Source organism: Rhizobium sp. WYCCWR 11146, assembly GCF_013591995.1.
In the GTDB taxonomy this organism is placed as follows: Bacteria; Pseudomonadota; Alphaproteobacteria; order Rhizobiales; family Rhizobiaceae; genus Rhizobium; species Rhizobium indicum.
In genome coordinates, this window is record NZ_JACCEY010000033.1 from 1 (window position 1) to 19,489 (window position 19,489).

The window sequence follows — 19,489 nt, forward strand, 5'->3', positions numbered from 1 at the left end:
GAAGGGCGGCATACTTCTGGCCGAGATCGGCGCAGCGAACGGTGAGGTCGCCGCGGGCGATCATCTCCAGCGCCTGGCCGATCGTCGTCACCACCCGCGCCTGCAGCGTTGCTTCGTCCTGCTGCTGGCGCAGATTGTTTTCGCGCTCGCTTTCCAGCGCCAGCTGCTGGGCCGTCTCGCGATCGGACATCGCATGACGCTCCCTGATCTTTTCCTGCAGCGACTGCGTCGCCTTGGCCATCATGCCGACTTCATTGTTCATGCCGATATGCGGGATGGCGATCGAAACGTCCTCTTCGGCGACCGACTGTAGGGCATTGTGGATGTCCTTCAGCGGATGGGAGATGCCGCGGATGAAGAAGACGGCGGCGGCGATGCCGCAGACGAAGACGATCAGCGAAGCGGTCAGCGCTTTCCAGATCGTCGCATTCACCTTCTGCTGCAGGTCATCGAGATAGACGCCGGTACCGACGACGATCTTCCAGGGTTCGAAGGCCTTGGAATAACCGCCCTTGAGGAAGACCTGGTCTTCCGGCTGACCGGGCTTGGTCCAATAGTAGAAGGTGCGGCCGCCGCCGGCCTTGCCGTTGTCGACCAGCGCCTGGCTGAATTTCGCGCCGGTCTTGTCGACTTGACCGCTCATGTCCTTGCCGAGATTGACCGGGCTCGGATGGAAGAGCTGGATGACGTTGTAGTCGAAGCCGAAGAGATAACCGGATGGCTGAAAGGAGACGCGCTTCAGGATTTCGAAGGCCTCGGCCTGGGCGGCCTCATGGGTCATCTGACCGGCCTTCTCGCGCTCATAGAAGGTGTTGAGGACGGAGATGCCGGATTCGACCTGCGTGCGCAGCATGTCGAAACGCTCGTCGTAGATCGCCTGTTCGGAGGTGCGGATTTCGAAATAAGTAGCCACTGCAAAAGCAGCCATTAGGACGCCGATCAGCGCAAACAATTGATGCGCAATCTTGAGCTTTTTCATGATGTGCCTCGCAAAGCAGGTGAATTCAAAACAATTCCGGATCGGTCAACTCCCGACCCGCGGACGTCTCAAATCGCCCGCGCAGCTAGCGCAATCATGCGTCCTCCGGCCTCTCGATTGGTAAAATTAGAGTGAATGACTAAATTATCTTTTAACGATCCATGGCTTCTATTTGCACGACTTGGGAAGATCGAAATATAAATTCTCGAATAAATGCGTAAGTTGCATTCTTCTATTTAATTTCAATAATTCAGTTTTTGATTGTGCATTGAAACAAGAATGCACCCTCGCTGCTCATCGAGGGTGCATTCGGTCCACCGGTGGTGGAACCCCAATCGATCGAAACCTTGATCAGGCAGGGGCAGGGAATTTATTTGTTTTTCGCAATTCCCGGCAAAACCGCTTCGCGCTTTTCCTGGAAGTTGCTCCTAGAAACGCAGCTTGAATTCGGAAGCGTCGAGGCTCTTCGGTTGTTCCGTCATGCCGGCCGCGACAGGCTTGGCTTCGCCGCCAATGACGGCCGCGGTTGTCGCATTCATGTCGATGCCGTCTACCGGCGCCGCCGGCGGCGCGGCCGCAATCATGGATTCAGGCGTCGCCTTGCTGACGAAGACGACGGGCGAGCCGCCCATCCAGCCTTCGGTGCGATAAATCTTCTTTTCGCCGCCGACATCGCGGATTTCACTCGCCTGGAGGACGCCGGGCTTCAGCTCCGGCACCGTATAGTCCTTCTTGGTGAGCTCCGCCTGGAGCGGTGGGCAATGGGCGCAGGTTTCGGTGACGATGCTGCCTTCAGCGGACGGCGCAGTCTTGCCGACCACCTCTATCGAGGACGCCATTGCTGAGCCTGCCATCAGCAGGATTGCCGCACCGAGAAAAATCTGACGCATCAAAGTTGCTCCGTCTCATCTTCGGAGCAAATTAGCGCAGCTTTGTTTCCATCCCGTCAGGGGAAAGGGTAAAAATTTAAAGAACGCGGCGGTTTATACTCACGCCGAGCCGGTTTCGCGCTCGATCGCCCGCCAGCCGATGTCGCGCCGGCAGAAGCCGTTTTCCCATCTCACCCTGTCAAGCAGCGTGTAGGCGCGGTCCTTGGCCTCGGCGACCGTGCCGCCGGACGCGGTAACATTCAGCACGCGGCCGCCGGTGGCAACCAATGTGCCATCCCTCAGACCCGTGCCGGCATGAAACACCTTCTCGCCCTCGCCTGCATCCGGGAGGGAAAGGATCGGCGTGTTCTTCTCGTAGGCGCCGGGATACCCCTTCGAGGCCATGACCACCGTCAGTGCCGGATCGTCGTTCCATTCGGCCTTGACCTGATCGAGCGTGCCGTTGGCGGTGGCGAGCAGCAGTGGCAGGAGATCGCTCTTCAACCGCATCATCATCACCTGGCATTCGGGGTCGCCGAAGCGGACATTGTATTCGATGAGCTCCGGCCCCTTCCTGGTGATCATCAGCCCGGCGAAAAAGACGCCGGAGAAGGGATGACCGCTCTCTGCCATGCCGCGCATCGTCGGCTCGATGATCTCCTTCATCGTCCGCTCGACCATCTCGGCGGTCATCACAGGCGCCGGCGAATAGGCGCCCATGCCGCCGGTATTGACGCCGGTATCGCCCTCTCCCACTCGCTTATGATCCTGGGCGGTTGCGAGCGGCAGCGCATGTTTGCCATCGCAGAGGCAGAAGAAGCTCGCCTCCTCGCCATCGAGATAGGCCTCGACGACGACTTCGGCGCCGGCAGCGCCAAAGGCGCCCTCGAAGCAGTCGTCGACCGCGGCCAAAGCTTCATCGAGCGTCATTGCAACCGTCACGCCCTTGCCGGCGGCAAGACCATCGGCCTTGACGACGATCGGCACGCCCTCGGCGCGGATATAGGCTTTCGCCTTCGGTCCATTGTTGAAGCGCTGGTAGGTGCCTGTCGGAATATCGTAGCGGGCGCAGATATCCTTGGTGAAGCCTTTGGAACCCTCGAGCTGGGCTGCGGCAGCGGAAGGACCGAAGACCGAAAGGCCATCGGCGCGCAGCCGGTCGGCAAGGCCGGCAACCAGCGGCGCCTCCGGGCCGACGACGACGAAATCGATCGCCTTGTCCTTGCAGAAGGCCGCGACCGCTTCGTGATCCTCGATGTCAACCGGCACGAGGACGGCGTGTTCGGCAATGCCGGGATTGCCGGGTGCGGCGTAGAATTCCGTCATCAACGGCGATTGCGCCAGCTTCCAGGCGAGCGCATGCTCGCGTCCGCCCGATCCGATCAACAGAACCTTCATGCGCGACCCTTTCCTTTTCTGTCTGGCGGTTAAGGGCCAGGGGCCGAAAGGTCAAGCGGGAAAGCTTACCAACCCCCGCCTCCCCCGCCTCCGCCGCCTCCTCCGGACGAGCCGCCGCCGGAAAAACCGGAGGATGAGCTCGACGGCGGCGGCGAAGGAATCGTCGACGGGATGGTCGAGGCCATGGACGAGGAAAAGCCACCTATACGATCGGAGAAGCTGCCACTGTTGAAGTTGCCGGAATACCAGGCGGGCGCATAGGCGGCCGCCGCGCCGGCTGCAGCTGCCGCAAGCCAGGTTTCGAATGTGCGCGACCAGGGTTTTTCGACACCGAGCGCCACCGCATAGGGCAGCAGCGTCTCGAAATGCCGCGGCGACATTTCCGGGGCGCCGGCCGTGTTCATCCGGTCTTTCTCGGCAAGCGTCAGATATTGGCGCAGACCGTCTATGCCATCCATCATCTTGGCGCCGAGCGGGGTCGGCGCACCCATGATGAAGAAATAGAGAATGTTCAAAAGCACGATGCCGCCAACGGCAAAGAGCATCGGCGTTTCGTGCAGTTGCACCAGCGAGGAGGCAAGCGCCAGCCCCATGGTCGCCAGGATGCTGATGCCGACGAAGACGCCGATCGCGGCGGAGATGATGGCGATGATCTTGCCGAACAGCGAATTGCCGCGATGCAGCGACCTGACGAGGCCGGCGACGAACACCGAAACGAAGACCGAGATGACAATCGGGATCAGCATCACCGCGATGGTGTCGGGCTCCAGCGAACCAAAAACGAACAGGGTCACCAGGGCCGCGGCGCTGAGCGCGATGCCGCCTGCGGTATAGGCCAGGTTGGAATTGTAATATTTGCCGCGATGCTCCTTCTCGATCGCCGCGCGGAAGGACTGACCGACGGATTTCACCCGCTCGCCATTGGCCTTGTCGATCGTCAGCGTCGAACCGGCGCCGCCGGCAACCTTCAGCAGTTCGATTTCGCCGGCCTGGAATTTCTCCTTGCCGAGCGGCTTGCCGGTGCCCTGGATGACGATCGAATTCTTCAGGTCTTCGAGCTTGACGTAACCGCGGACGGCAAGATTGAGGGCGGTGGCGGACAGCGCCGTCCAGCCCTCACCGGAGAAGCCCTTATTGTCGATGTAATTGACCAGCGCCGGCGAGATACCATCCGGCGCGTCCCAGCGCGGCACGACGACACCCCGGGGAGGATCGCGGCCGACCTTCAGCCAGGAGCGCGTGTAATAGGCGAAAACGAGGATCAGGCCGCCGAAGCCGATGAAATAATTGCGGTTGTCCTTCAGCCACCAGGTGCTTTCCATATCCGCGCTTGGCGGATCGATCGACCCCTTCGGCATGCGGATCGCAAAGGTCAGGCCTTCGTGGGCATCGAGCGGCGCGGTGGTGGAAAAAACCAGGCCGGCGCCGGTTTCGCTGACGCGGGCATTCTTTCCCGTCGCGCCCTCAGGGCCGGTGAAGAAGGTCGTCTCCGTCGCGCCGACGCCGGGCGGCAGCTTCACCGTTGCCGTGATCGACCGGATCGGGAAGATCCAGCCATTGCCCGTGACGTTCCAATAGAGTTCGTCGTGATCGTCGAAATAGCGGATCTGGCGATTGGTCCTGTAGGTGAAGACATATCGATGACGGCCCGGCGTCACCGTCACATCGGCAGAACCGGCATAGATGCGGATGCCGCGTGATATCGATTCGGTGTGCCAGGGTTCTTCCTCGCCATCGCGCTTGACCGAGACCATATCGAAATCGACGCTGCGGCGACGGCCGTCGGCGTCGGTGAAATAGAGCGGGAAGTCACGGAAGATGCCGTGGTTGATCTGATTGCCCTCGGCATTGACGGTGATCGTCTCCGTCACCGACATCGCGCCGCTCTTTTCCAGCGCGATATCGGAGGCAAAACTGTCGATCACCTCGGCGGCAAAGGCCACCGGGGCGGTCAGCATCAACAGCAGCGCAAAGCAAAATCCGAAAAACCGACGCCCCATCCCTGTCTCCCCGCCGGCAGCCTCGGCTGCGTGTTTCGTCAATCTTTGTCCTGATAGGTCACGCCGAGTGCTGCCAGCGTCCGCCAGTAGGCGGGGAAGGTCTTGCCGACGCAATCGGGATCGAGAATGGTGATGCCGTCGATCTTCAGCCCGGCCAGCGCGAAACTCATGGCGATGCGGTGATCAGCGAAGCTGTCGATCTCCGCCGGCAGATGCTTGCCCACCAGTGCGGGATCCGACTGCACGATCAGATCATCGCCCTCTTCGCGGGCAAGGCCTGAAACAATGCGGTTGAGCCCGGTCGAAAGCGCCCGGATGCGGTCGCATTCCTTGACGCGCAGATTAGCGATGCCGACGAAGCGAACCGGCGTCTCGTTGAAAGCGGCAAGCACGGCAAGGGTCGGAACGGCATCCTGCATCTGCGAGCCGTCGATCTCCGCCGGCAGATGCGGGAATTTGGCGATGATGTCATAGGCGCGGGCATCCGGCTGCGAGAAGGCGTCGGAGGGAACACCGAGATTGATCGCGCCGCCGGTGAGGACCTCGGCGGCCCAGAGATAGGTCGCGGCCGAGGCATCGGGCTCGACGATGAAGTGGGCAGCGCGGTAGCCGGTCGGCTCGATGCGCCAGGTGACCGGGCTGGTCTTCTCGACCTTGGCGCCGAAAGCCTTCATCGCCGCTGTGGTCAGATCGATATAGCCGAGCGCGCCGATATCCTCGCCGACGAGTTCGATATCGACCGGCCGGTCGCCGCCGGCCGCCATCATCAGCAGCGCTGAGACATACTGGCTGGACAGTCCGCCATCGATGCGGATGCGGTCGGCCTGGAAACGGCCGGTGCCTCTGACGGTGACCGGCGGGCAGCCGGTCTCAGACGTCGCGTCGATGCCGAGCGTGCGCATCGCCTCGACCAGCGGGCCGATCGGGCGCTTGCGCATATGTTCGTCGCCATCGACGATGACGGTGCCGTCGACCAGAGCCGCAGCGGCCGTCAGGAAACGTGTCGCCGTACCGGCATTGCCGAGGAAGAGCGGCGCCTTCGGCGGCAGCAGCCTGCCGGTGCCGGTAACGACGAAGCTGGTGTCGTCAGGCTCGTCGATCGCAACACCCATAGCGCGCAGCGCTTCGGCCATATACCGCGTATCGTCGCTCTTCAGCGCCCCGGTCAGCCGGCTCGTGCCCTTCGCAAGGCCGGCGAGCAGAAGCGCGCGATTGGTGATCGACTTGGAGCCCGGCGTCATGGCGCGGCCCGAAAGCGGCCTGCCCGGCGGGATGATCGTGAGTTTGGCTGTGCGTGTCATGCTGTTCTTCCGTCCATAAGGCGACCCCAAAGCGTGTGCCGCGCTTTAGGTCTTTGGTTTTGCGCATGTCGTCATCGCAAAACCGCTGCACACTTTTGCGCGACATGCTCTAGCCGGCCGCGATCTGCCCCTGCTCTTAATCGCTTTCTGGCAAAGGCAAAATGCCGGATCGTCAGAATTTCACGGTGGGGACGGCGCGGTCGGCCTCGTTGGTGATTTCGAAATATTCCCGCTTGGCAAAATCGAACTGACCGGCAACGAGATTGGACGGGAAGCTTTCGACCTTGACGTTCAGGTCGCGGGCGGCACCGTTGTAATAACGCCGGGCCATCTGCAGCTCGCCTTCCATGGTTTCCAGCGAGGCCTGCAATTCTGCAAAGTTCTGGTTGGCCTTGAGATCGGGATAGGCTTCGGCGAGCGCGATGACGCGGCCGAGCGCCTGGCCGAGCAGCCCTTCCACCTGCGCCCTGCCGGCAACATCGCCTGACGGCACGGCCTGCGCCTTGTTGCGGAGCTCAACCACCTCTTCGAGCGTCGATTTTTCGTGGGCGGCATAACCCTTGACCGTCTCGATCAGGTTCGGGATCAGATCGGCGCGGCGCTTGAGCTGGACATCGATGCCCGACCAGGCCTCTTCCGCCATCTGCCGCGCGCGAACCAGGCCGTTGTAGATGAAGACGAGATAGAGCGCGACCAGAACGATGACGCCAAGCGCAATATACATCGCGAATCCCCCGCAGCGAAGTAATGTTGAGGCGGAGACTAAGCGGTTTTGCCGGCTGCCGTCAAACGCCGATATCCGCGAGGATTCGGGGTACCCGACCAGCCGTTTATATAGACGATACGGCTGGTGAGCTGTTGCGTTACGCCGCCTCTTTGGAGAGATTGACGCCGCCGGCGTCGGTCAGCAGGAAGGCTTCGCCGCAAGCCTTGGCAAGCGTGCGAACGCGCAGGATGTAGCTCTGGCGCTCGGTGACCGAGATGACGCCGCGGGCGTCGAGCAGATTGAAAACATGGCTTGCCTTGATGCACTGGTCATAGGCCGGGAAGACGCATTTGTGCAGGCGCTGGTTGGCGTTGTCGCCGGGGGCGCCGGCATCGAGCAACGCCCGGCATTCCTTCTCGGCATCGACGAAATGGCGATGCAGCATCTCGGTGTTGGCGAATTCGAAATTGTGGCGCGAATATTCTTGCTCGGCCTGCAGGAAGACATCGCCATAGCTGATCTTCTCGTCGCCGTCGCGGCCGTTGAAGTTCAGGTCGTAGACATTGTCGACGCCCTGGACATACATGGCGAGGCGTTCGAGACCGTAGGTCAGTTCGCCAGCGACGGGTGAGCATTCGATGCCGCAGACCTGCTGAAAATAGGTGAACTGCGAGACTTCCATGCCGTCGCACCAGCATTCCCAGCCGAGACCCCAGGCGCCGAGCGTCGGGCTTTCCCAGTCGTCCTCGACGAAGCGGATGTCGTGCAGCAGCGGATCGAGACCGATCGCCGCGAGCGAGCCGAGATAAAGCTCCTGCAGGTTGGGCGGGTTCGGCTTCAGGATCACCTGGTACTGGTAATAATGCTGCAGCCGGTTCGGGTTTTCGCCATAGCGGCCGTCGGACGGGCGCCGCGACGGCTGGACGTAGGCCGCCTTCCACGGTTTCGGGCCGAGGGCGCGCAGCGTGGTGGCCGGGTGGAAGGTGCCGGCGCCGACTTCCATGTCGTAGGGCTGAAGCACCGCGCAACCCTTGTCCGCCCAGTAGTTATGCAGGGTCAGGATCAGCGCCTGAAAGGAGCGCTTCGGGTTCATATGGTCTGGGATAGCTGACATCGAACGGCACCGATTGCGTGGGATTTATCGGCGCGACAGGTGCCATGGAGGGCGGCGGGGGTCAAGACTTTTGCAGCGGTGGAGAGCCATCGAATGCCGATAGGGAAGAGGAATTAGCTGCCCCTCACCCTAACCCTCTCCATGCGAGAGGTGGATGGGAACGGAGAGGTCGCGGCATATCCCCTTCGCCCCGCAGGCGGGGAGAAGGTGGCGGCAGCCGGATGAGGGGCAAGCGCTGGGTGAGAGGCAATGGCGACGCCCCTTATTCTCCCTCGCGCTTCAGCCGGTATTCTCCGGTCGCCGGGTCCTTGACCAGCGTGCCGATGGCGCCGGTCTGGCGCTCCTTTTCAGCGCGGCGCGACTTTTCGGCGAGCTTGCGGGCATCGGAGACGAAGCGGCGGTAAAGCCACCAAGCTGAGAAGACCAGGATCAGAATGGTAATTAGTTGCGGCATGCCCCTCTCTTGCTCCCTTCAAAGCCCGAAACGGCTCCACAATGCTCTCTCTTCTGCCGCTTCGACAAGTCCCGTCGCGAGACCGGATGCAGCACCTTCGAGCGAGACCGGCGATACACCGGGAATCCGGCGGCCGAACAGGCCGCGGCCGGCGGTGACGAGCTCCAGTTTGGTCTTCTGGCCGTAGCGCCGCTTCAGTTCCTGGCGCATATCGCCGAGGCCGTCGATCAGGCCGAGTTCGAGGCCGCGTGTGCCGCTCCAGAACAGGCCGGAAAACACCGCCGCATCGTCCCTCAGCCTGCCGGCGCGACGCTCGCGCACCATGGATATGAAGACCTGGTGGATTTCGAGCTGCAGGCTTTTCAGATACTCGATATCCTTTTCCTTTTCCGGCTGGAAAGGATCGAGGATCACCTTGTTTTCGCCCGCCGTATAGACGCGGCGCTCGACGCCGATCTTCTTCAAGAGTTCGGGAAAGCCGAAACCGCCGGAGACGACGCCGATCGAGCCGACGATCGAGGTGGCGTCGGCGATGATCTCATCGCCGGCAAGCGCGATCATGTAACCGCCCGAGGCGGCGACATCCTCGACGAAGACCAGAACCTTCTTCTGCTTCTCGCGGGCGAGCTCGCGAATGCGGGTGAAGATCAGGCGCGACTGGACGGGCGAGCCGCCCGGCGAATTGATGGAGATGGCGACCGCCGGTGCGTCCTTCATGGCGAAGGCCTTTTCCAGAACCGGAGAGACATTGGCGAGGTTGAGGGTCGGCCGGAACTGGCCACCGCCACTGATGATCGCCCCCTGCAGGCGAACGACCGGAATGGTGATGCCGTCCTTGCGGAACCGTTTCGGCATCAGTTTTCTCAAGAATCCGGCCATTTCCCATCCTTCGCTTCGGGTCGCACGATCGTCACCCATGTATGCGCTGGAACGACAAACGCAATGGCTGCGTTCCTGAAAACATTGCGTTTGAATTTGTTGTTGCGAATGACTTGCATTATCATTCTAACTCGTCATAGTGCACGCACGATAAAACAGGTGGAAATCGCATGGACGTGCTCAATCCGAATACAAAGAGCGGCTGGCGCCACGAACGCGGAGAAGCATCGCTGTCGGATGTCTACCGCACCGTCGGAACCGGGCGTCACAGCTCGATGTGGCGACGGGCGGCAGCCTTCGCCGGGCCGGGCTACATGGTCGCCGTCGGCTACATGGACCCCGGCAACTGGGCGACCTCGCTCGCCGGCGGCTCGAAATTCGGCTATGCGCTGCTCACCGTCGCGCTGCTTTCCAACCTGATGGCGATCGTGCTGCAATCGCTCTGCGCGCGCCTGGCGATCGCCTCCGGCCGCGACCTCGCACAAGCCTGCCGCGACGCCTTTCCGAAATACGTCTCCTTGCCGCTCTGGGCCTTTGCGGAAATCGCCATCATCGCCACCGATATCGCCGAGGTGATTGGCACGGCGATCGGCCTCAACCTGCTGATGGGCATCCCGCTCGAACTCGGCGTGCTGATCACCGCGCTCGACGTCTTCGTGATCCTCTTCCTGCAGAAGCTCGGCTTCCGCTGGGTGGAGGCCTTCATCATCGCGCTGCTCGGCGTCATCGCGGTCTGCTTCGGCGTGCAGATCCTGCTGGCCGACCCGCAATGGGGCGCTGTTCTCACCGGCTTCTTCCCGACGACCGAGATCGTCACCAATCCCGAGATGCTCTACCTGGCGCTCGGCATTCTCGGCGCGACCGTCATGCCGCACAATCTCTACCTCCACTCCGGCATCGTGCAGACGCGGGCCTATGGCCATACCGTTCCCGAAAAGCGGGAGGCGCTGACCTTTGCGACGATCGACTCGACGGTTGCGCTCTGTTTCGCGCTGCTGATCAACGCCGCTATCCTGATCCTGGCAGCCGCCGCCTTCAATGCGCACGGCAAGACCGACGTCGTCGAACTCGGCGATGCCTATTCGCTGCTGTCGCCGCTGCTCGGCCTCGCCATCGCGCCGACGCTGTTCGGCATCGCGCTTCTCTGCTGCGGTCTCAACTCGACGGTGACGGCGACGCTTGCCGGCCAGATCGTCATGGAAGGCTTCCTGAAGATCCGGCTGAAGCCGTGGGTGCGCCGCCTGATTACCCGCGCCATCGCCATCGTGCCGGCGGCGATCGTCACCATCTGGTATGGCGACCAGGGCACGGCGGAGCTGTTGATCCTGACCCAGGTGGTGCTCAGCCTGCAGCTTTCCTTCGCCGTCTTCCCGCTTGTCATGTTTACCGCCAACAAGGCCAAGATGGGCGAACTCGTGGCGCCGCGCTGGCTGAGCGGCCTCGCCTATCTGATCGCGATCGTCATCGCCGGACTGAACATCAAGCTGCTCCTCGACTTCGTCACCGGCTGAAGCATTTTCAGGAAAAGTGTGAAGCCAGCCTAAAGCCTGGCATAGGCCGCCCGGCCATTGTTGAAATCATCGACGAGAGGGGAGAACTTGTGGCTCCCCTCTTCGTGCATGATGAGCGCCGCACGCAGCGACAGCCGCGCCCGCGATCCCTTGATCGCTGTCACCAGGATCCGCACGGCGTTTTCACCCGGACGCGGATGGATGGCGGTGATCTCGATGCCGCCGAAGCGCCGGCCGCAGGCCGTGATGATCTCGGCGATCGATTGCGGCCTGGCGATCAGCGACAATTGCCCGCCTGGGATCATGATGGCGCCCGCCGTGCGGATCCAGCTTTCGAACAGGCCGTCGGTCATCGCATGGGCCTCGGCCTTCAGCGCATCCGGCGTGCGCCGGTCGCCGGCATCGTTGAAGGGCGGGTTCATGATGACGTGGTGGAAGCTCTCATCGGTGAGCCCCGCATCGTTGCGCGCCTTGGCGGTCAGCGTCACATCGGCCTCGACGACGCTGACGCGGCCGGCGACATGGGCATTGTCGGGCAAAAGGATGCTGCGGCGGGCATAATCGGCCATCTCGGCCGAGCGTTCGAAAAGCACCACTTCTGCATCGGCAAGGCGCGAGGCGACGGCAAGGCCGGCAGCGCCGGCGCCGGCACCTAGATCGGCAACCCTGACCGGGCGATCGTCGGCGACCAGAGCCGCAAGCAGCATCGCATCCATGCCGGAGCGGTGGCCCCTGCCCTTCGGCTGCACTACATGGAAGCCGCCGCGATGAAACGCATCGACAGTATCAGTGGCGGTCATCGGAGCTCACTTCCGCTCGCGCAGCTCGCCGCCGAGACCGGCATCGGTGAGGATGCGGCGCGCCTGATCGGCCATTTCCTCATCCACCAGCAGGCGGCGCGACAGCATGCCGAGCGAGCCTTCCAGCACGCTCATGCCCTGATCGGCGATGAAGCAGTGAATTCCGGCATCCTTCATCAAACTCTCGGCATAAGAGAGAAGAACGGGGTCGTTGGCGCGGATAAGCTCATGCATTTGCCGTCGTTTTCCTTCCAATTTCGCCCAGCGCGACAATTCACCCCTTGCCGCGTCCATCGCCCCTTTCTATTGTCAGGTGCAATGAATGAATAGGAGTCCGGGTCGTTGGGCGTGGTCATACCGCTTGAAGAAAGCAAAAACAAACTGGCATCCATAAAGCCGTTGGTCGATCTCACCAGGGCGGACATGGAGCGAGTAAACCAGCTCATTCTGTCTAAGGCCGGCTCCGATGTGCAGATGATCCCGGAAGTGGCGAACCATCTGATCTCGTCCGGCGGCAAGCGGTTGCGGCCGATGCTGACGCTGGCTTCCGCGTCGCTGTTCGACTACAGGGGCGAAAATCACGTCAAGCTCGCCACATCGGTCGAGTTCATGCATACGGCAACGCTGCTGCATGACGACGTCGTCGACGAAAGCGATCTGCGCCGCGGCAAATCGACGGCGCGAATGATCTGGGGCAACCAGGCAAGCGTGCTGGTCGGCGATTTCCTGCTCGGCCAGGCCTTCCGCATGATGGTCGATGTCGGCTCGCTCGATGCGCTGGACGTCTTGTCTTCCGCCGCCTGCGTGATCGCCGAAGGCGAGGTGCTGCAGCTTTCCGTCGCCAAGAACATGGAGACGACGGAGGACGATTATCTCTCCGTCATCCGCGCCAAGACGGCCGCTCTCTTTGCCGCCGCCTCCGAAGTCGGGCCGATCGTCGCCGAGGCCGGCCGATCCGGCCGCAATGCGCTGAAATCCTACGGCATGAATCTCGGGCTCGCCTTCCAGCTGGTCGACGATGCGCTCGACTATGGCGGCAAGGCGGCCGATCTCGGCAAGAATGTCGGCGACGATTTCCGCGAGGGCAAGATCACCCTGCCGGTCATTCTCGCCTATCGCCGCGGCACCGAGGATGAGCGCGCCTTCTGGCGTGATGCGATCGAGGCCGGCAACAGCACCGACGCCAACCTCGAAAAAGCGCTGGGACTGATCACCAAATACGGCACGCTCAGCGACACGATCGGCCGCGCGATCCATTACGGCACGATCGCGCGCGATGCGCTTGCGCCCCTTCCCGATACGGTCTGGAAATCCGCCCTGATGGAAGTGATCGACTTCTGCATCGAGCGCGTCAATTGATCAAACGTCCTTGATCGCAGGCTGATTTTCTTGCAGCGCCGCTTCAAAAAAGCCATCCTGTTATGAATCAGTGATCGCAACTGGTTTTGCGGCCGGCACCATTTGTCGGGACGCTGTCGAAGAAAGGTTTCCTAATGCGGCAGAGAATTGCCATCCGTCTTCTTACGAGCGCAGCGCTGGCCGCTGTCCTTTCGCTCAGCGGTGTCGGCGGCGCGAACGCCGAGGATGCGGCCAAGACAGACGATGCCGGCACAGCCGTTCACTTCGATGCGGACAGCGTCACCACTTTCTCCGGCGCCTTTCTCGCCGCGCGCACGGCCGATGTCGATCATGACTACGAAACGGCGATCGAACTCTACAAGAAGGCGCTGCAGATCGAGCCCGGCAATCCCGAGATTCGCCAGCGGCTGATGATCTCGCTGCTGCTCAATGGCGATATCAAGGACGGCGTCAAATATGCCAATGACCTGAAGGGCGATCCTTCCGTCGAGCGCATCACCACGATCGTGCGCGGCATGGATGCCGTGCGCCGCGACGACTACAAGTCCGCCGAGGCCATCCTGAAATATAAGGGGCCAAACGATCTCGACCGGATGATGAACGACCTGCTGCTTGCCTGGGCCCGCGTCGGCGCCGGCCGCGGCAAGGAAGCACTCACGATGGTCGAGAAGATGAAGGGGCCGGACTGGTTTCGCATCTTCCAGAATTATAATGCCGGGGCGATCGCCATCGCCATCGGCGACGTGAAATCCGCCCGCAAGCATCTGAACGATGCCGTGCTCGACAAGGAAGGGGGCGCAACCGCGCCCGACACCTTCATGCGCGCCGTGATGGCGCTTGCCCGTCTCGAAGCAACGCAAGGCAATAAGCAGAAGGCTCTCGACGCCGTTTCCGTCGGCGACAACCTGCTGCCGAACTATGCGCCGCTGAACGCGCTGCGCGACAGTATCGAAAAGAACGAGAAGCAGGAACAGCAGGTCAAGACGGCCGAAGAAGGCGCTGCCGGCGTGCTCTTCTCGGTCGGCGGCGCGCTGAACCGCGACGGCGCCGAGGACATCGTCTCGCTTTACCTGCAGACGGCCAATGCGCTCGATCCGAACAGCGCCGATACGCTGGTGCTGCTCGGCGGCATTGCCGAGAAGCAGAACCAGATGGACCGCGCCATCGCGCTCTACAAGAAGGTGCCGGAGAATTCGCCGATGCGGCGCATCTCCGAGCTGCAGCTCGGCCTTGCCCTTGCCCAAGGCGGCAAGGTGGACGAGGCGCGTAAGCACCTGCAGGCGCTGATCGCCTCCGACCCGAAGGACATCCGCAGTTACCTCGCCTATGGCAGCGTGCTCTCCGACGCCAAGGACTACCAGGCGATGGCCGCCAATTACGACAAGGCCGTCGAAACGATCGGCCCCATTCCCGGCCGCGCCAACTGGAGCGTCTTCTTCCAGCGCGGCATTGCCTATGAGCGGCTGAAGAAGTGGGACCAGGCGGAACCGAACTTCCGCAAGGCGCTGGAGCTCAATCCCGACCAGCCGCAGGTGCTGAACTATCTCGGCTATTCCTGGATCGACATGAACCGGAACCTCGACGAAGGTCTCGGCATGATCAAGAAGGCCGTGGAGCTTCGCCCTGACGACGGCTACATCATCGATTCGCTCGGCTGGGCCTATTTCCGCCTCAACCGCTTCGACGATGCCGTCGACGAGCTGGAGCGGGCCGCACAGATCAAGGCCGGCGACGCGACGATCAACGACCATCTCGGCGATGCCTACTGGCGCGTCGGGCGCAAGCTCGAGGCCGTCTACCAGTGGAACCGGGCGCTCGCCTCCGAGCCCGAAGCTGCCGAGATCCCGAAGATCAAGGACAAGGTCGCCAACGGCCTGCCTCCCGTCAGTGACGATGCCAAGGCGGCCGACAAGAAGCAGCCGGATCCGGCGCCCGTCACCCCGCCGCCGGTCGACAAGAAATCCTGACGGACCATGCCTGACGAGGCCCCGGCCGGCGTGCGATCAAAGAAATAGAGCATGATGTCGTCCGAAAACCGCTCACACTTTTCGGTATCGTGCTCCAGCGTTTCCGAGGAAGCTCGCGCGAAAATCAACCTGGCCCTGCTTGTGACGGGCCAGCGGCCGGATGGCTATCATCTGCTCGATATGCTGGTGACCTTCGCAGATCACGGCGACCGGCTGGACTTCATGCGGTCGCCGGCCGACGCATTCACCCTGTCGGGCCGTTTCGGCGAGGTGCTTGCCGGCGACGGCGGCACCAACCTGGTGCTGAAGGCCCGCGACCTCCTGCGCGAGGCAATCGGTCCCCTCGCCTTTCCCGTCCGTATCCATCTCGAAAAGAACCTGCCGATCGCCTCCGGCATCGGCGGCGGCTCGGCCGATGCAGCCGCGACGCTGCGCGGGCTGATGCGGCTCTGGGGCACGACATTATCGGCGGAGACGCTTGCCACGCTGGCGCTGAAGCTCGGCGCCGACGTGCCGATGTGCCTTGAGAGCCGGCCGCTGATTGCCCGCGGCATCGGCGAAAAGATCGAACCCGTGCCGGAGCTGCCGGCCTTTGCCATGGTGCTTGCCAATCCGCTAAAGGGCGTCTCGACGCCAGAAGTTTTCCGCCGGCTGGCGACAAAGAACAATCCGGCCCTGAGCCTGGCACCGTCTCAGACTGCCGACTGGCTCGCCGCGATTGCTGCTGCCCGCAACGACCTGGAGCCGCCGGCGCGCGAACTCGTGCCCGAGATTTCGGAGATCTCGGCGATGCTGCAAGCTCACGGCGCCCTGTTGACCCGCATGTCCGGTTCCGGCGCCACCTGTTTCGGCATCTTTGAGAGCATGACTGCTGCCGAACATGCAGCGGCAGCTCTTCACGACGAGCGCCCTGGCTGGTATTTCCAGGCGGCGAAAACGGTTTCGGGAGGCGCATGATGGCAGGTCTGGACGAAAAGCGGCCCTTCATCGCGATCGGCATTGCGGTTCTCACGATCTCGGATACCCGCACGCCGGAGACGGACAAGTCAGGCGACACGCTGGCGGTGCGGATCACGGAGGCGGGGCATAGGCTGGTCGACCGGGGGATCGTGCCCGACGATCGCGAAAAGATTGCCGCGCGGGTGAAGGCCTGGACTGAGAACCAAGACATAGACGTCGTCATCACCACCGGTGGCACCGGCTTTACCGGCCGCGATGTGACGCCCGAGGCGCTGGAGCCTTTGTTCGAAAAGCGGATGGACGGTTTTTCCGCCATCTTCCACCGGATCTCCTACGAGAAGATCGGCACGGCGACGATCCAGTCGCGCGCCACGGCAGGCGTTGCCAACGCGACCTTCATCTTCGTGCTGCCGGGTTCGCCCGGCGCCTGCCGGGATGCCTGGGACGGCATTCTGAAAGGACAGCTCGACTACCGCAGCGCGCCGTGCAATTTCGTCGAGATCATGCCGCGTCTGGACGAACACCTGAAACGCGGCGCGACGAAGTAGACTGCCTGCAACAGCCGTATTCCCTATGTCGCAAGACCCGGCAGGACCGGCATCGTGTCCCAGCTGTCACCCGACAGCAGGACGCAGCTTATGCCGTGAACATCCGTGACGATGAGTGTCCAGGTGCCGCTTTCGGCGGCATAGACCTCAAGAATGGCGTTCTGGTTGATCAGTCCGACTGCCGTGAGCTTTTCGGCGAAGTTCTTGTCGAGGAAATTGACGATTTCGGGTCGGCCTGCGCAACTGCGCATCATCTGCGATGCTGCCGAATGCGGATGCGCGATCACCAATGTCGGCAATATGACGGCTATGAGGCCGTAGATCATACTGCGTACCATGACGCACCTCCTTTCGCCGGGAGCCCGGCAGAAGAGGAGATTTTCGCTGACCTGTTCTGCCGTTCACCGGCATTCCATGGCCATTCCGTTGCGAAGCGAGGCGCTTCGACGGCGCCATATTTGAATTATAGCGCGAAATCCTATTGGGCGCCATCTTTTGCGCGCGGCCCATCGAGAAGGTTGCGATGCCTATCGCGCAGCGCGGGCAACCCATGACGGAATCAGTTCGCTCGCGAGCTTGCGCGGCTTCTGGCCCTTGACGAATTCGGTAAGTCGCATGCCGCTTTTGGCGATGGCGAGCGCCTGCTTCTTCGGCAGGAGAAAGCCGAGTTCCAGCGGCGGCACGGCTCGGCCGACACGCTGGAAGAACGGGCGCCTATAGCCGCGCGATGCGGTGAAGCGCGCCGGCAGTTTGTTCAGCGCGACATATTCGGCGATCTCATCGATCCAGCCGGCCTGCGGTCTGGCGCCCGGCTCGACGAAGAGCAGCCATTCGCCGCGCGCCGAACGGACGATGTCCTTGATATCCCATTGCGAATGGAAGCGGCAACCGGCGGCGTCGGCGACCCGCGAGGTGCCGTCGCGCGAGCCGTGATCGAGCACGACCACGTCGCTCACAAGCCCCTCCACCGCGCCTGCCACCAATACCGATAAGGTCTGTGCCAGCTCAGATTCCTGATCCTGACATTCGAGAACAACCGTCAACATTGACCATTTATAATGCGCCGCACAAATTTTTGCCAGCACCGTTTTCCTCATTTTGTTCTTGCATTGTTCTTATTTTGCAGATAGGAATTTAATCAGCAAAACGGGCGGAGGCGATGGCTTTCGCCGCGGGAGAATCCGATGAGAGAGCAGTCCCTGGCAGGGCAGGCCGCATTCGCGCCTGCCAATACGGCAGATATTGCCGATGCGATGATCGTTTCCTCCGGTCTGAGAGTCGAGGTCGATCGGCGGCGCGGACGTGGGGCGGGACTGAACCCGACAGGTCGGTTCGAAGCGCAGCAGCGCGAGACCATCGACGATGGCTGGCAGACATGGGAAGAGCTGCCGCCCTTCAAGACGGAAGTGCAGGTCGAAAAACCGCGCACGGCCATCACCCGTAACGAATCGCCGGACCTTTCCTTCGACCGCTCGATCAATCCCTATCGCGGCTGCGAGCATGGCTGCATCTATTGTTTCGCCCGACCGACACACGCCTATATGGGGCTTTCTGCGGGGCTCGATTTCGAGACCAAGCTCTTTGCCAAGCCCGATGCGGCAAAACTCCTGGAGCGGGAGCTCGCCAAGCCCGGCTACAAGGTGCGGGTGATCGCGATCGGCACCAATACCGATCCCTATCAGCCGATCGAGAAGGAATGGCGCATCATGCGCGGCATTCTCGAGGTGTTGAACAAGGCGAACCATCCGGTATCGATCGTCACCAAGTCGGCGATGATCCTGCGTGATCTCGACATCCTGCAGGAGATGGCAGGCAAGAACCTGGTGCGCGTCGGCGTCTCGGTGACCACGCTGGATCGCAAGCTTGCCCGGACGATGGAGCCGCGTGCCGCCACACCGCCGCGGCGGCTGGAGACGATCCACACCCTTGCCGAAGCAGGCATCCAGACGGCTGTCATGGCCGCCCCGCTCATCCCGGCGCTGAACGACCACGAGCTGGAGCGCATCCTCGAATCGGCCAAGGCTGCCGGCGCCGCCGAGGCGAGCTATGTCATCCTCAGGCTGCCGCTCGAGGTCAGCCCGCTGTTTCGCGACTGGCTGCTGCAGCATTACCCCGATCGTTACCGGCACGTGATGTCGCTGGTGCGCTCGATGCGCGGCGGCAAGGATTACGATGCCGAATTCGGCAAGCGCATGAAGGGCGCCGGCCCCTATGCCTGGCAGATCGCAAGGCGCTTTGAAATGGCCTCCAGACGTTTCGGCCTGACGCGCCGCAGCGTGCCGCTGCGCGACGATCTGTTCGTACCGCCGGATGGCAGCGGCGTGCAGCTGTCGCTGCTCTAACCTTTTGTTTTTAGGACTCCGGATGGAAACTGCTTCGCACTTTCCCTGGAATTACCTCTAGCCTTTTACGCAATTCCGGACGGAAAACCGCTGCACACTTTTCCTGGAATTGCTTCAAGCTTGCGCATCGGCGTCTCGACAAAACCGCCCTGTTTTCGAGCCCCGAGCGCAATTCCCGCGGATGGCCTTGACCGCCACCATCCGTCGGGCCAGTCCCCGGCCGCCGCCCTGATCCGGGGACTTGCGGGAAATCGGGTTGGCGTGCGAGGTTCAGCCGCATGAAACCTCGCACGCCACCCGAT

General features: G+C 62.2%; 19 protein-coding genes. 6 read left to right on the top strand and 13 right to left on the bottom strand.

The genetic code is table 11. The features are described 5' to 3' along the window. From HX899_RS26600 to HX899_RS26640, 9 genes are all read right to left on the bottom strand, one after another. Positions 1 to 979: cache domain-containing protein (locus HX899_RS26600; RefSeq protein WP_181293786.1), on the bottom strand; the 979-nt coding region annotated here is incomplete at its 3' end. A gap of 428 nt (positions 980 to 1,407) precedes the next feature. Further along, positions 1,408 to 1,869, bottom strand: coding sequence for a plant virulence effector HPE1-like domain-containing protein (locus tag HX899_RS26605; RefSeq protein ID WP_181293787.1), 462 nt, complete (start codon positions 1,867 to 1,869; stop codon positions 1,408 to 1,410). A 99-nt stretch (positions 1,870 to 1,968) separates the two neighbouring features. Continuing rightward, positions 1,969 to 3,246: a phosphoribosylamine--glycine ligase gene (gene purD, locus HX899_RS26610; protein ID WP_181293788.1), complete on the bottom strand. Its 1,278-nt coding sequence runs from the start codon at positions 3,244 to 3,246 to the stop codon at positions 1,969 to 1,971. Positions 3,247 to 3,311: 65 nt separating this feature from the next. Continuing rightward, the gene (locus HX899_RS26615; protein ID WP_181293842.1) at positions 3,312 to 5,246 is read right to left on the bottom strand and encodes a DUF2207 domain-containing protein; all 1,935 of its coding nucleotides are present in this window, start codon (positions 5,244 to 5,246) and stop codon (positions 3,312 to 3,314) included. A gap of 38 nt (positions 5,247 to 5,284) precedes the next feature. Further along, positions 5,285 to 6,547: a 3-phosphoshikimate 1-carboxyvinyltransferase gene (aroA, locus tag HX899_RS26620; RefSeq protein ID WP_181293789.1), complete on the bottom strand. Its 1,263-nt coding sequence runs from the start codon at positions 6,545 to 6,547 to the stop codon at positions 5,285 to 5,287. A 172-nt stretch (positions 6,548 to 6,719) separates the two neighbouring features. Next, positions 6,720 to 7,271: a LemA family protein gene (locus HX899_RS26625; protein ID WP_171599104.1), complete on the bottom strand. Its 552-nt coding sequence runs from the start codon at positions 7,269 to 7,271 to the stop codon at positions 6,720 to 6,722. A gap of 139 nt (positions 7,272 to 7,410) precedes the next feature. Beyond that, on the bottom strand, positions 7,411 to 8,367 hold the full coding sequence (locus HX899_RS26630; protein ID WP_011650682.1) for a glycine--tRNA ligase subunit alpha: 957 nt from the start codon (positions 8,365 to 8,367) through the stop codon (positions 7,411 to 7,413). Positions 8,368 to 8,629: 262 nt separating this feature from the next. Next, positions 8,630 to 8,821: a membrane protein gene (locus tag HX899_RS26635; RefSeq protein WP_003556931.1), complete on the bottom strand. Its 192-nt coding sequence runs from the start codon at positions 8,819 to 8,821 to the stop codon at positions 8,630 to 8,632. A gap of 18 nt (positions 8,822 to 8,839) precedes the next feature. Continuing rightward, positions 8,840 to 9,700 carry a S49 family peptidase gene (locus HX899_RS26640; RefSeq protein ID WP_181293790.1) on the bottom strand — a complete coding sequence of 287 codons (861 nt, stop codon included), beginning with the start codon at positions 9,698 to 9,700 and terminating at the stop codon, positions 8,840 to 8,842. A gap of 170 nt (positions 9,701 to 9,870) precedes the next feature. Here HX899_RS26640 and HX899_RS26645 point away from each other — a divergent pair, with 170 nt between their 5' ends. Continuing rightward, positions 9,871 to 11,211 carry an Nramp family divalent metal transporter gene (locus HX899_RS26645; RefSeq protein ID WP_138328873.1) on the top strand — a complete coding sequence of 447 codons (1,341 nt, stop codon included), beginning with the start codon at positions 9,871 to 9,873 and terminating at the stop codon, positions 11,209 to 11,211. 29 nt (positions 11,212 to 11,240) lie between these two features. On the opposite strand, the gene HX899_RS26650 is transcribed toward HX899_RS26645, so the two are convergent. After that, a complete protein-coding gene (locus HX899_RS26650; protein WP_138328874.1) occupies positions 11,241 to 12,011 on the bottom strand; it encodes a tRNA1(Val) (adenine(37)-N6)-methyltransferase in 771 nt (256 codons plus the stop codon). A gap of 6 nt (positions 12,012 to 12,017) precedes the next feature. Beyond that, on the bottom strand, positions 12,018 to 12,245 hold the full coding sequence (locus tag HX899_RS26655) for a DUF2007 domain-containing protein (protein ID WP_003545870.1): 228 nt from the start codon (positions 12,243 to 12,245) through the stop codon (positions 12,018 to 12,020). Positions 12,246 to 12,353: 108 nt separating this feature from the next. On the opposite strand from HX899_RS26655, the gene HX899_RS26660 reads away from it, so the two are divergent. The 4 genes from HX899_RS26660 to moaB all read left to right on the top strand — a co-directional run bounded on the left by HX899_RS26660 (position 12,354) and on the right by moaB (position 16,845). Then, entirely contained in the window at positions 12,354 to 13,370 is a 1,017-nt protein-coding gene (locus tag HX899_RS26660) for a polyprenyl synthetase family protein (protein ID WP_029872636.1), read from the top strand. Between the two features lie 134 nt (positions 13,371 to 13,504). Then, positions 13,505 to 15,337, top strand: coding sequence for a tetratricopeptide repeat protein (locus HX899_RS26665; protein ID WP_138328875.1), 1,833 nt, complete (start codon positions 13,505 to 13,507; stop codon positions 15,335 to 15,337). Between the two features lie 51 nt (positions 15,338 to 15,388). Beyond that, positions 15,389 to 16,294: a 4-(cytidine 5'-diphospho)-2-C-methyl-D-erythritol kinase gene (locus HX899_RS26670; protein WP_181293791.1), complete on the top strand. Its 906-nt coding sequence runs from the start codon at positions 15,389 to 15,391 to the stop codon at positions 16,292 to 16,294. Continuing rightward, positions 16,294 to 16,845, top strand: coding sequence for a molybdenum cofactor biosynthesis protein B (moaB, locus tag HX899_RS26675; RefSeq protein WP_181293792.1), 552 nt, complete (start codon positions 16,294 to 16,296; stop codon positions 16,843 to 16,845). Before HX899_RS26670 ends, moaB begins: the two co-directional genes overlap by 1 nt. A gap of 23 nt (positions 16,846 to 16,868) precedes the next feature. Here moaB and HX899_RS26680 read toward each other — a convergent pair whose 3' ends face one another. Continuing rightward, positions 16,869 to 17,183 (bottom strand): hypothetical protein, encoded by a 315-nt coding sequence (locus tag HX899_RS26680; RefSeq protein ID WP_138328878.1) that lies wholly within the window; start codon positions 17,181 to 17,183, stop codon positions 16,869 to 16,871. Between the two features lie 189 nt (positions 17,184 to 17,372). Next, on the bottom strand, positions 17,373 to 17,891 hold the full coding sequence (locus tag HX899_RS26685; protein WP_018245012.1) for a glycosyltransferase family 2 protein: 519 nt from the start codon (positions 17,889 to 17,891) through the stop codon (positions 17,373 to 17,375). A gap of 138 nt (positions 17,892 to 18,029) precedes the next feature. Here HX899_RS26685 and HX899_RS26690 point away from each other — a divergent pair, with 138 nt between their 5' ends. Further along, complete coding sequence (locus HX899_RS26690) at positions 18,030 to 19,187, top strand: PA0069 family radical SAM protein (protein WP_138328879.1); 1,158 nt, start codon at positions 18,030 to 18,032, stop codon at positions 19,185 to 19,187. Positions 19,188 to 19,489 lie beyond the last annotated feature (302 nt).

Excerpts from the sequence above, each read along its gene's own strand:
- HX899_RS26605 (WP_181293787.1), bottom strand. The coding sequence starts at position 1,869 with ATGCGTCAGATTTTTCTCGGTGCGGCAATCCTGCTGATGGCAGGCTCA.
- purD (WP_181293788.1), bottom strand. The coding sequence starts at position 3,246 with ATGAAGGTTCTGTTGATCGGATCGGGCGGACGCGAGCATGCGCTCGCC.
- HX899_RS26615 (WP_181293842.1), bottom strand. The coding sequence starts at position 5,246 with ATGGGGCGTCGGTTTTTCGGATTTTGCTTTGCGCTGCTGTTGATGCTG.
- aroA (WP_181293789.1), bottom strand. The coding sequence starts at position 6,547 with ATGACACGCACAGCCAAACTCACGATCATCCCGCCGGGCAGGCCGCTT.
- HX899_RS26625 (WP_171599104.1), bottom strand. The coding sequence starts at position 7,271 with ATGTATATTGCGCTTGGCGTCATCGTTCTGGTCGCGCTCTATCTCGTC.
- HX899_RS26630 (WP_011650682.1), bottom strand. The coding sequence starts at position 8,367 with ATGTCAGCTATCCCAGACCATATGAACCCGAAGCGCTCCTTTCAGGCG.
- HX899_RS26635 (WP_003556931.1), bottom strand. The coding sequence starts at position 8,821 with ATGCCGCAACTAATTACCATTCTGATCCTGGTCTTCTCAGCTTGGTGG.
- HX899_RS26640 (WP_181293790.1), bottom strand. The coding sequence starts at position 9,700 with ATGGCCGGATTCTTGAGAAAACTGATGCCGAAACGGTTCCGCAAGGAC.
- HX899_RS26645 (WP_138328873.1), top strand. The coding sequence starts at position 9,871 with ATGGACGTGCTCAATCCGAATACAAAGAGCGGCTGGCGCCACGAACGC.
- HX899_RS26650 (WP_138328874.1), bottom strand. The coding sequence starts at position 12,011 with ATGACCGCCACTGATACTGTCGATGCGTTTCATCGCGGCGGCTTCCAT.
- HX899_RS26655 (WP_003545870.1), bottom strand. The coding sequence starts at position 12,245 with ATGCATGAGCTTATCCGCGCCAACGACCCCGTTCTTCTCTCTTATGCC.
- HX899_RS26665 (WP_138328875.1), top strand. The coding sequence starts at position 13,505 with ATGCGGCAGAGAATTGCCATCCGTCTTCTTACGAGCGCAGCGCTGGCC.
- HX899_RS26670 (WP_181293791.1), top strand. The coding sequence starts at position 15,389 with ATGATGTCGTCCGAAAACCGCTCACACTTTTCGGTATCGTGCTCCAGC.
- moaB (WP_181293792.1), top strand. The coding sequence starts at position 16,294 with ATGGCAGGTCTGGACGAAAAGCGGCCCTTCATCGCGATCGGCATTGCG.
- HX899_RS26680 (WP_138328878.1), bottom strand. The coding sequence starts at position 17,183 with ATGGTACGCAGTATGATCTACGGCCTCATAGCCGTCATATTGCCGACA.
- HX899_RS26685 (WP_018245012.1), bottom strand. The coding sequence starts at position 17,891 with ATGTTGACGGTTGTTCTCGAATGTCAGGATCAGGAATCTGAGCTGGCA.
- HX899_RS26690 (WP_138328879.1), top strand. The coding sequence starts at position 18,030 with ATGAGAGAGCAGTCCCTGGCAGGGCAGGCCGCATTCGCGCCTGCCAAT.